This is a genomic window from Streptomyces sp. NPDC002004 (assembly GCF_053593975.1).
Map to the genome: position 1 here is coordinate 22,810 of NZ_JBSFDP010000050.1, position 9,651 is coordinate 32,460.

At 73.0% G+C, this 9,651-nt stretch carries 9 protein-coding genes; 6 read left to right on the top strand and 3 right to left on the bottom strand.

Features of this window, described 5'->3' with window-relative positions:
• Window positions 1-103 precede the first annotated feature (103 nt).
• Window positions 104-1,303 carry a saccharopine dehydrogenase family protein gene (locus ACWCP6_RS34850; protein WP_450936642.1) on the top strand — a complete coding sequence of 400 codons (1,200 nt, stop codon included), beginning with the start codon at window positions 104-106 and terminating at the stop codon, window positions 1,301-1,303.
• A 123-nt stretch (window positions 1,304-1,426) separates the two neighbouring features.
• Here ACWCP6_RS34850 and ACWCP6_RS34855 read toward each other — a convergent pair whose 3' ends face one another.
• The gene (locus tag ACWCP6_RS34855) at window positions 1,427-2,113 is read right to left on the bottom strand and encodes an endonuclease V (protein ID WP_450936643.1); all 687 of its coding nucleotides are present in this window, start codon (window positions 2,111-2,113) and stop codon (window positions 1,427-1,429) included.
• A gap of 42 nt (window positions 2,114-2,155) precedes the next feature.
• Between ACWCP6_RS34855 and ACWCP6_RS34860 the strand changes: the two genes are divergently transcribed.
• Window positions 2,156-2,455 carry a YciI family protein gene (locus ACWCP6_RS34860; protein WP_450936644.1) on the top strand — a complete coding sequence of 100 codons (300 nt, stop codon included), beginning with the start codon at window positions 2,156-2,158 and terminating at the stop codon, window positions 2,453-2,455.
• A gap of 70 nt (window positions 2,456-2,525) precedes the next feature.
• Here ACWCP6_RS34860 and ACWCP6_RS34865 read toward each other — a convergent pair whose 3' ends face one another.
• A complete protein-coding gene (locus ACWCP6_RS34865) occupies window positions 2,526-3,635 on the bottom strand; it encodes a WD40/YVTN/BNR-like repeat-containing protein (protein WP_450936645.1) in 1,110 nt (369 codons plus the stop codon).
• Window positions 3,636-3,985: 350 nt separating this feature from the next.
• Between ACWCP6_RS34865 and ACWCP6_RS34870 the strand changes: the two genes are divergently transcribed.
• The 3 genes from ACWCP6_RS34870 (at window position 3,986) to ACWCP6_RS34880 (ending at window position 7,568) form a co-directional block, all read left to right on the top strand.
• Window positions 3,986-4,402, top strand: a complete 417-nt coding sequence (locus tag ACWCP6_RS34870) for an SsgA family sporulation/cell division regulator (RefSeq protein ID WP_450936646.1) — start codon at window positions 3,986-3,988, stop codon at window positions 4,400-4,402.
• A gap of 387 nt (window positions 4,403-4,789) precedes the next feature.
• Entirely contained in the window at window positions 4,790-6,454 is a 1,665-nt protein-coding gene (locus ACWCP6_RS34875) for an ABC-F family ATP-binding cassette domain-containing protein (RefSeq protein WP_450936647.1), read from the top strand.
• Window positions 6,455-6,590: 136 nt separating this feature from the next.
• Window positions 6,591-7,568 (top strand): acyl-ACP desaturase, encoded by a 978-nt coding sequence (locus tag ACWCP6_RS34880; RefSeq protein ID WP_450936648.1) that lies wholly within the window; start codon window positions 6,591-6,593, stop codon window positions 7,566-7,568.
• A gap of 138 nt (window positions 7,569-7,706) precedes the next feature.
• Here ACWCP6_RS34880 and ACWCP6_RS34885 read toward each other — a convergent pair whose 3' ends face one another.
• The gene (locus ACWCP6_RS34885) at window positions 7,707-7,952 is read right to left on the bottom strand and encodes a WhiB family transcriptional regulator (protein ID WP_450936649.1); all 246 of its coding nucleotides are present in this window, start codon (window positions 7,950-7,952) and stop codon (window positions 7,707-7,709) included.
• A 323-nt stretch (window positions 7,953-8,275) separates the two neighbouring features.
• Between ACWCP6_RS34885 and ACWCP6_RS34890 the strand changes: the two genes are divergently transcribed.
• Window positions 8,276-9,547: a glycoside hydrolase family 64 protein gene (locus tag ACWCP6_RS34890; protein ID WP_450936650.1), complete on the top strand. Its 1,272-nt coding sequence runs from the start codon at window positions 8,276-8,278 to the stop codon at window positions 9,545-9,547.
• Window positions 9,548-9,651: the final 104 nt, after the last annotated feature.

Consider the following 9,651-nt stretch of genomic DNA (forward strand, 5'->3'; position numbering starts at 1 on the left):
CACGGCCACCTCCGGGGTCATGGTCCTGCCGCTCACCCCTCACGCTAGCCTCGGCCCCCGACAACGGCACGGGGGCCACACGGCTGAGGGGCTGAGGGACGACATGAGCGGACAGCGGGCGGCGGACCGGGCGGACCGCCCCTACGACATCGTGCTCTTCGGGGCGACCGGGTTCGTGGGCGCGCTCACGGCGGAGTACCTCGCCGCGCACGCGCCCGAGGGCCTGCGCTGGGCGATCGCCGGGCGCAGCACCTCCAAGCTCGAAAGGCTGCGCGAGCGCCTGACGGAGATCGCCCCGGCCTGCGCGGACCTCGCACTCGTGCGCGCCGACGTGGCCGACCCGGCGTCGCTGCGCGAACTGGCCGCCCGCACCCGCGTGGTCGCCACGACGGTGGGCCCGTACCTCACCTACGGCGAGGACCTGGTCGCCGCGTGCGCGGACCTCGGCACCGACTACGCCGACCTCACCGGTGAGCCCGAGTTCGTCGACCTGACGTATGTGCGGCACGACGCCCGCGCGCGGGAGACCGGAGCGCGGCTCGTGCACGCCTGCGGCTTCGACTCCGTCCCGCACGACCTCGGCGCCTACTTCACCGTGCGGCAGCTGCCCGAGGGGGTGCCGCTGCGCGTAGACGGTTTCGTGCGCTCCAACGCGACGTTCTCCGGCGGTACGTTCGCCTCGGCCCTCAACCAGTTCGCCCGCGGCCGGCACATGGTGGCCGCCGCGCAGGACCGCAGGCGCCACGAGCCGCGTCTGGTGGGGCGGAAGGCGTACGCGCCACCGAGCGCCCCGCGGTACGCCAAGGAGGTCGGCGCGTGGGCACTGCCGCTGCCCACGATCGACCCGCAGATCGTGCAGCGCTCGGCCCGGGCCCTGGAGCGGTACGGCCCCGACTTCCGCTACCGGCACTACGCCGCGGTGCGCCGGCTCCCCGTCGCGGTCGGCGGCGTCGCGGCCGTCGGCGGACTCCTCGCCGCCGCCCAGCTGCCACCCGCCAGGCGCTGGCTGTCCGGCCGCCTCAAGCCCGGGGACGGGCCGGACGAGGCACGCCGCGCCAGGAGCTGGTTCTCGGTCCGGTTCGTCGGCGAGGGCGGTGGGCGCCGCGTCTTCACCGAGGTCTCGGGCGGCGACCCCGGCTACGGCGAAACGGCCAAGATGCTCGCCGAGTCGGCCCTCTCCCTCGCCTTCGACGATCTCCCGCCCAGGTCCGGCCAGCTCACCACCGTGGCGGCCATGGGCGACGCCCTGACGAAGCGCCTCCAGGCGGCGGGCATCACGTTCCGGGTGGCCGCCACGCAGTGACCCGCCCGGCCGGGTACGGGTCGCCCGCTGCGGGCAGCCGCACCTCGCCGATGCCCCGAGGGCCCGCGCAGCGCCACGGCGCACCCGCGCGCGGGCAGGCGCGGCCCCGGTGGCCCGGATGCCCTACGAGATCTCGCGCAGCGCCCGGCGGCACAGCGCGTCCGCGCGCCGGGTGGTCTCGGGCAGGCGGTACCTCGGCGCGAGCCGCAGCACGTGCTCGCACGCGGCGGCGAGGCTCACCCGGTGTCCGACGGACACGAAGACCGGCTTCACCCCGTCCTGCGTGCGCACGGCCCGTCCCACCTCCTCCGCACCGTCGACCAGCGCCGAGGTGCTGCCCCGTCCTTCGCCGGGCTCCGCGTAGCCGAAGGTGAACGGGTTCTTCGCGACGCCGACGGTCGGCAGCCCCGTGAGCACACCGAGGTGGCTGGCGAGCCCGAATCGCCGCGGATGGGCGAGCCCGTACCCGTCGCAGACGACGAGCCCCGGATCGGTGCGCAGCGACCGGAGGACGGACAGCACGGTCGGGATCTCCCGGAACGCGAGCAGCCCCGGCACGTACGGGAACGACACGCGGCCGACCGCGGTGGCCTCCTCGACGACCTCGAGCGTGGCCGCGTCCAGGACGACGGCCGCCGCGACGACGAGGTCGCGTTCGTCGTCGTAGGCGACGTCCACCCCCGTCACCCGTCCGGTGCCGGGCGGCGGTCCGGGCTCGTCGAGCACGACGCGCGTGCGCAACTCGTCCTGGACCGCCCGGGCTTGTGCCTCGGTGGTGGGCCAGTCTGCGGGAGGGTTCAGGGAGCTCATCGTGCCGCCGAGCGTACGCGCCCCGGGGGTAGGCTCGCGATCATGTTCGTACTGGAGCTGAACTACACCGCCCCGCTAGAGGCCGTCGACGCGGCCCTGGAAGCCCATGTCGCCTGGCTCGAGGAGCACTACGCCTCGGGCGTCTTCATCGCCTCCGGGCGCAAGAACCCGCGCGACGGCGGCGTGATCCTCGCCGTCGGCGACGACCGTGGTGCGATCGAGCGCCTGGCGGCCACCGACCCCTTCGTCACCGCCGGCGTGTGCGCGTACCGCATCACCGAGTTCATCGCGACCAAGACGGCCCCGGAGCTCTCCGCCTTCCGCCAGCAGCTCCCCTCCTGACCGGCGCCCCGGCCCCGGCCGCGCGGCCGTCCCGGCTACGGCCGCGACCGGTCCGGGGCTCCGGTCGGCGTCAGCGTTCCCAGCGGGCGATCCGCCCCTTCTCGCCCGACGCCCAGCACGCACCGGCCCGGGTGCAGACGACCGTGTCGTAGGAGCCCGTGTCCACGGTGCGCCAAGTGCGGCCGCCGTCCCGGGAGACGTCGGTGCCGGTGGGGCCGACGGCGAGGGCCGCGCCGTGCCGGAGCCAGGTGACGCCCGAGCGGTAGGCGGGCGGCGGCTGGGCCGACGGCGTCCAGGTGCGGCCCCCGTCCCCGGTCACCGCCGCGGCCTGCGGCGACGGCTGGTCGGCACGGTAGTCGCCACCCACCGCGATGCCGTGCCATCGGTCGCGGAAGGCGAGGGCGAAGACGCCCCGCGCCGGGTCGCCCGCCGGAACCGGACTCTGCGCGGTCGTCCACGTCAGTCCCCGGTCCGCGGAGTGCAGCACACGCGCGTGCGCGCCGCCGCCCGTGGCCAGCCACACGTCACGCGGACCCGAGGTGACCAGACACTGCCCGCTCGCCGCGAACCCCGCCTCGCCCTCCAGGGCCGGCGGCATGCCGTCGCCGGGCAGCACCGTCCAGGAGCGGCCCCCGTCCCGCGTCGACAGCACCCGGAACCGTCCGTCGACCGGGTCGCTCACCGCGAGGCCGTGACGGCTGTCGAAGAAGGCGAGGCAGTCGTAGAACGCCTTCGGGTCGGTGTTGCGGAAGGACTCGGTCCAGGTGGCGCCGCCGTCCCGGGTGCGCAGCACCCGTGAGGCCTCGCCCTCTCCGATGGCGAGCACGACGGCGTGCCGTGCGTCGAACGCCTCGACGTCCCGGAACTCCAGTGCGGAGTCGCCGGCCGGCGACACGTCGCGCCAGGTCCGGCCGCCGTCCGCGGTGCGCAGGACCGTGCCCTTCGATCCGGCCGCCCATGCGGTGTCGCGCCCGACGGCGGAGAGCCCGCGAAAGCGCGCGTCGGTGCCGGTGTCCTTCAGCTGCCACTGCCCGGGCCCCTGCGTTCTCCGCGCGGGCGTGCCGCCGCCGTGCTGCCCCTCGGCCCGCGCGGGCGCCGTGACCGCGGCGGCCAGCGCCAGTCCGCACAGCCCCGCCGCCACCGCACGCACCGTACGGAGCGCCCCGCCCCTCACCGTCATGCCCATGACCATCATGGCGGGCGAAGCTAGCCCAGGACCCGGGCGCCGTCCAGATGCCCCGGCCCGCCCCTAGGGCCCAAGACCGGCCAAGCACCCCGTGGTCCCCCCAAAGGCCCAGGACCCGTCAAGAGCCCCGGAAGCTGCCGAGACCACAGCAATCGCCGCAGAATCACCGCAGGTCGGAGCGGTGCCGCGGAGGGTACGCAGGACTGTTCGGTGACGGAGGTCACTCCCCTTGCGCATGCACGGATTCCGCCGTTCCACCGTCTCTTCCTATGGCCGACCGTGCCCGTACTCCACGCGTTCACGAGGCCGACCAGCTGTTGCCGCCGTCATCAGGGAGCAGGGCCTTGTCCACCGTCATCGAACAAGCCGTAGAGGCCCGTCTGGTCGCCCCGGCGCCCCGCATGCCCACCATCCCCGCGACGCTGCACTACGACCGGCTCGACCCCTTCGCGGTGCGCATGACCTTTCCCGCCCCCGCGACCCTGGAGGGCGTCGAGGTCTGCTGGACGTTCGCCCGCGACCTGCTGTCCGCGGGTCTGGAGGCCCCGGCGGGCGACGGCGACGTCCGGGTGCGCCCCTACGGATACGAGCGCACGGTGCTGGAGTTCCACGCCCAGGAGGGCACCGCGGTCGTGCACGTGCGCACGGGCGAGCTGCGCCGGTTCCTGGAGGCCGCCGCCGCGATCGTCCCCGCGGGCCACGAACACCTGCACCTGGATCTGGACCGGGACCTGGCCGATCTGATGCGCGACGCCTGCTGACCGGGGCGGCGCGCGGGACGGGGGACAGGGCTCCGCGCCCGGCCCCCGGACGACGCCGCGCGCCGTACCGGTCCCGCCGCAGTAAATCCTTTGACGCTCCCGACCGGCGCTTCTACGGTGTTCACGTCCCTGTTGCCGCCGATAGGAGAAGGACGTTGCTCGTCTGAGGTCCTGAGACACCGCGTCACGCGGCCCGCCGTACCCGTGCGGAGCCCCTGCGTGCGTTGCGTGCGACCTCGGCGTACGAGCCGTCCCCCGGCACCGGCCCCGGCCGGCTGCCCCGGCCCTGACAGGCCGGACATCTGCGGACCTTCTCACCCGACGTCGTCGCCCTCCCGGTGTCTCGAACGCGTTGCCCTTGACCGCATCAAGCAACCGCGAGGCCCCATGTCACACACCCGTACCTCCTCCCCCTCCCCCGCGTCCGTGAGCTGCACGTCGCTCGCCTTCTCGTGGGCCGACGGCACCCCCGTGTTCGACGACCTCCACGTGGCGTTCGGACCCGGCAGGACCGGACTTATCGGAGCCAACGGCTCGGGGAAGTCCACCCTGTTGAAGATCGTCGCGGGAACCCTCGCCCCGGCCGGGGGAAACGTCCGCGTCGCGGGCGAGGTCGGCCACCTCCCTCAGACCGTCACGCTCGACGTCGGCCTGCGCGTCGACGACGTCCTCGGCATCGCCGCCACGCGCACCGCCCTGCACGCCATCGAGGCGGGCGACGCGACCGACGAGCACTTCGCCGCCGTGGGCGACGACTGGGACGTCGAGGAACGTGCGCACGCCACCCTCGGCGCGCTCGGTCTCGGCCACATCGGGCTGGACCGCACCGTCGGCGAGGTCTCCGGCGGCGAGTCGGTGCTGCTGCGCCTGGCCGCACTGCTGCTGCGCCGGCCCGACGTCCTCCTGCTCGACGAACCGACGAACAACCTTGACCTGTACGCCAGGCGCAGGCTGTACGCGGCGGTCGAGGCCTGGTCCGGGGTTCTGATCGTGGTGAGCCACGACCGTGAACTCCTGGAGCGGGTCGACCAGATCGCCGAGCTGCGCGGCGGGGACGTCGCCTGGTACGGGGGCAACTACTCGGTGTACGAGGAGGCACTCGCCCAGGAGCAGGAGGCGGCGGAGCGCATGGTGCGCGTCGCCGAGTCGGACATGAAACGGCAGAAGCGCGAACTCGCCGACGCCCAGGTCAAACTGGCCCGCCGCAAGCGGTACGGCCAGAAGATGTGGGACAACAAGCGCGAACCCAAGATCGTGATGGGTGAGCGCAAGCGCCAGGCCCAGGTGTCGGCCGGGAAGCACCGCGTCATGCACGAGGAGCGGCTCACCGAGGCCAAGGAGCGGCTGGACGAGGCCGTCGAGGCGGTGCGGGACGACGACGAGATCCGCGTCGACCTGCCGCACACCGCCGTACCGCAGGGCCGTACCGTCCTCACGCTGGGCGACCTGACCCTCCAGTACGGGGCACGTGTGGAGGGCCGTTTCGAGCTGCGCGGGCCGGAGCGCATCGCCCTGCTCGGGCGCAACGGCGCGGGCAAGACGACGCTGCTCCGCACGATCACCGGCGAGCTCGCGCCCGTCTCCGGCGAGGCGTGGGCGCACGTGCCCCTGCGGTTCCTGCCACAGCGGCTCGACGTGCTCGACGAGGAGCGGACGGTCGCGGAGAACGTGGCACGGTTCGCACCCGACGCCACCAACAACCGCATCCGCGCGCGGCTGGCCCGCTTCCTGTTCCGGGGAGCGCGCGCCGACCAGCGGGCGGGCACCCTGTCGGGCGGCGAACGGTTCCGCGCGGCACTGGCGGCGCTGATGCTCGCCGAGCCGGCGCCGCAGCTGCTGATGCTGGACGAGCCGACGAACAACCTCGACATGGCGAGCGTGCGGCAGCTGACGACGGCGCTCGAGTCCTACGAGGGCGCACTGGTCGTCGCCAGTCACGACCTGCCGTTCCTGGAGTCGGTCGGGATCACCCGGTGGCTGCTGCTGGAGGACGGGGAGCTGAAGGAGGTGACGCCGGAGACGGCAGCGGAACTCGGGCAGTCCGCCGTGTGACATGTCTCTCGGGGGACCCCGGTCGTCCACCGGTTTTACGGGGCGTTTAGCCTACGGCTTCGTAACCTACGGGCTCGTAGCCTACGGCGCCGTAGGTTGATCGCCCCCGCCAGCACTCCGTCCCCCAGGAGCCCCCGTGACGCTCACTTCTCCCCACCTCGTCAGCCCGTCGTCCGCATGGACGGACGCCCGGCTGCTCTACGCACTGGAGGAAGTGGTCGAGAAGGAGCTGAACCGCCACCTCAAGGTGGCCAAGGACTGGATGCCGCACGAGTACGTGCCGTGGTCGGACGGCCGGAACTTCCCCGGCTTCTTCGAGGACGGCGAGGCCTGGGACAAGGAGCAGTCCAAGGTCACCGAGATCGGCCGGATCGCGCTGGTGGTCAATCTGCTCACCGAGGACAATCTGCCCAGCTACCACCACGAGATCGCCTCGCTCTTCGGCCGCGACGGCGCATGGGGCACCTGGGTGCACCGCTGGACCGCCGAGGAGGGGCGGCACGGCATCGTGATGCGCGACTATCTGCTGACCTCGCGCGCGGTCGACCCGGACAAGCTCGAGGCGTTCCGCATGGCGCACATGAGCGAGGGCTTCGAGTCCGACAACCGGCACTCCATGCTGCACTCCGTCGCGTACGTCGCCTTCCAGGAGCTGGCGACCCGTATCTCGCACCGCAACACCGGCCATCAGTCCGGCGACCCGGTCTGCGACCGCATGCTGGCGCGCATCGCGACGGACGAGAACCTGCACATGATCTTCTACCGGAATCTGCTGAAGTCCGCGTTCGAGCTCGCCCCCGACCTGACGATGCAGGCGGTGCGGGACGTCGTCGTGAACTTCCGGATGCCCGGTCACGGCATGCCCGGCTTCGAGCGGGCCGCCGCACAGATGGCCATCGGCGAGGTCTACAACATGCGCATCCACCACGACGACGTGCTCCAGCCGGTGCTGCGTCACCTCAAGGTGATGGAGATCGACGGGCTCGGCCCCGAGGGTCTGCAGGCCCAGGAGGAGCTGGGCCTGTTCATGGGCGGCCTGGACTCGGAGGCCCGCAAGTTCGACGAGAAGCTGGCGGCCCGCAAGGCCCGTATGGCGGCGCGGGCCGGAGGCTGACCGCGCGCCTCGCGGCCGGCCGGCCATGAGCCGCCGGCCGCGATCGGGCCTCCTGCCGCACGGCCGCGGGTCCCTCCCGGGCCTCCGGCCCCCCGTGCGCCGGAGGCCCGCTGCGTTCCCGCGGCCGTGCGGCGGCTGTCAGGAGCGGCTTTCGCGGCGCAGCCCGAGCCGTTCCTTCTCCGAGAGACCGCCCCAGACGCCGAAGCGTTCGTCGTGGGCGAGTGCGTAGTCCAGGCAGGCCGTGCGGATCGGGCAGAGCGCACAGACCCGCTTGGCGTCGCGCACCGAGCTGCCCGGCTCGGGAAAGAAGAAGTCGGCCCCGACCTGCGCACAGAGCGCCTCCTGCCAGGCGAGATCGGGTTCGACGGTGCTGTTGATCTGCATGTCACCGATCGTCGTACGCGCGGAAAAACAAGCGATCAACGACCGATCAACGCGGTGCCCCGGGCCTGCAATGCGGCGCGCCGCCCCGGTCCCCGGCCCTGCCGGGTATGACCGAAAACAGCCCCCGGCCGCAGCCGCGGCGCACCGACCGCACACCCGGCACCGCATGCGCAGCCCCTTCACCAGGTATGGATGAGAGCGCTCTCATCCCACCCTCTTGACGACCTCCCGCCGCGCCGCGACAGTGGCGTCAGCGCAGGGCGCCCGCTCCCCCACGACGGTCCACGGCCCCTGCCCTCCCCCACATCCCAGGAGTCTCCCCCGTGTTATCACGCAGACTGTTCTTGACCGGCTCGGCCGCCGTCGCATCGGCCGCGACCCTCCTCCGCCCCGCCCGGGGAAGCGCTCTCAGCCCCGGCGTCCGCACGACGCGCAGCGCACCCGTGGCCGCCGCTGTCCCCCGGACCACCGGGGCGACCTGTGAACTCGCCCTCGCCAACCATTCGTTGCCGGGCGTCGTACGCGCCTATGTCACCGGGCACGAGCAGAGCACCGGCCGCTGGGTGCTGCTCAGGCCCGACGGCGGTGTGTACCGGCCCGAGTCCCCGTCCGCCGCGCAGACACCGCTCCCGGTCGACTGCGCCGTCCCCCTGGGTCCGGCGGGGTCGCCGCCCACCGTGCTGACGCTCCCCCGGATGTACGGTGCCCGGGTCTACTTCGTCCGGGACGACCGGCTGGACTTCTTCCTCAATCCGGGCCCGGCCCTGGTGGAGCCCGCCTTCGCGACGCCCGCCGACCCCAACTACGGCAGGACGTGGACGTTCTGCGAGTTCACCTTCGACGATGCGCAGCTCTACGCCAACGTCAGCCATGTCGACCTGATGACCGCGCTGCCCATCGGTCTCACCCTGGAGGGCGACGGCACGCACTCCGTGGCGCCGCCGCCCGGCGGCGCCGTGGACGAGGTCGCGGCCGGACTCGCCGCGCAGGCCGCACGGGACGGCCTGCCGTGGGACCGACTGGTGATCCGGGGCCGCGACGGCGCGGTGCTGCGCGTGATCTCGCCGCAGAACCTCATGGCGCCCTACTTCGACCAGCCCGACCGGATGCCCTTCCGGGGCTTCTGGGAGACCTACGTCGACCAGGTGTGGGAGCGGTACCGCACGACCGACCTCCGGATCGACCTGCAGGGCGGGCGGGGCGTGTTCACGGGCCGCGTCAACGGTGACGCCCTGGTGTTCACCGGGGGACACTCGTTCGCGAAGCCGACCTCCCGGGACGTCTTCACCTGTGACCACGGCCCCTTCGCGAACAACCCCGGTGACCCGGACGACAGGAAGGCACTGGTGGCCCGGCTCGCCGCCGGGTTCAACCGCAGCCTGATGCTCACCCACGCCGACCAGCCGAACGGCACGACCGCGGCCGACTACTACCGGGGCGCGGTCACCAACCACTGGGCGCGCCTGGTCCACGCGAGCGCACCCATCGGCTACGCCTTCCCGTACGACGACGTACGTCCCGACGGCCAGCCGGACGTCTCGGGGGCCGTCCAGGACGGCAGCCCCCGGCGCTTCACGGTGGGCGTCGGCGCGTAGGGGGTGTTCTGTCGATCAGGCCGGATCAGGGAGCGGGGCCTGGTGCGCTGCGTTCGCTTCGCTCTCTCCGCCTCGGCTCTTCGATTCATCCTCCGGATGCCGAG

Coding starts and splice junctions, on each gene's coding strand:
- ACWCP6_RS34850 (WP_450936642.1), top strand. CDS start 104: ATGAGCGGACAGCGGGCGGCGGACCGGGCGGACCGCCCCTACGACATC.
- ACWCP6_RS34865 (WP_450936645.1), bottom strand. CDS start 3,635: ATGACGGTGAGGGGCGGGGCGCTCCGTACGGTGCGTGCGGTGGCGGCG.
- ACWCP6_RS34875 (WP_450936647.1), top strand. CDS start 4,790: ATGTCACACACCCGTACCTCCTCCCCCTCCCCCGCGTCCGTGAGCTGC.
- ACWCP6_RS34855 (WP_450936643.1), bottom strand. CDS start 2,113: ATGAGCTCCCTGAACCCTCCCGCAGACTGGCCCACCACCGAGGCACAA.
- ACWCP6_RS34860 (WP_450936644.1), top strand. CDS start 2,156: ATGTTCGTACTGGAGCTGAACTACACCGCCCCGCTAGAGGCCGTCGAC.
- ACWCP6_RS34885 (WP_450936649.1), bottom strand. CDS start 7,952: ATGCAGATCAACAGCACCGTCGAACCCGATCTCGCCTGGCAGGAGGCG.